Annotated in this window: 1 protein-coding gene; it reads left to right on the top strand. The window is 52.8% G+C overall.

Going from position 1 to position 335, the window contains the following annotated elements:
• A partial coding sequence (locus tag NSCA4_RS0110900) for an IS5 family transposase (protein ID WP_016688150.1) occupies positions 1 to 335 on the top strand: 335 nt, incomplete at both ends.

Raw genomic sequence — 335 nt, 5'->3', positions numbered from 1 at the left:
CCTGTTGCCTTTGCTGGAAGGTATAGCCAAAGATACGACCGTCTATGCCGACAAAGGCTACGACAGTGCGGAAAACCGGCAACATCTGAAAGAGCATCGGTTACTGGACGGCATTATGCGCAAAGCCCACCGCAACCGTCCGCTGACGGAAGCGCAAACTAAGCGTAACCGATATTTGTCGAAGACCCGTTATGTGGTCGAACAGAGCTTTGGTACGCTGCACCGTAAATTCCGCTACGCCCGGGCAGCCTATTTCGGGCTGATTAAAGTGAGCGCACAAAGCCATCTGAAGGCGATGTGTTTGAACCTGTTGAAAGCCGCCAACAGGCTAAGTG

The organism is Neisseria sicca 4320 (genome assembly GCF_000193735.1).
In the GTDB taxonomy this organism is placed as follows: Bacteria; Pseudomonadota; Gammaproteobacteria; order Burkholderiales; family Neisseriaceae; genus Neisseria; species Neisseria sicca_E.
The sequence above is the reverse complement of the archived record's forward strand: the minus strand, read 5'-3'. Positions and strand labels throughout refer to the sequence as shown.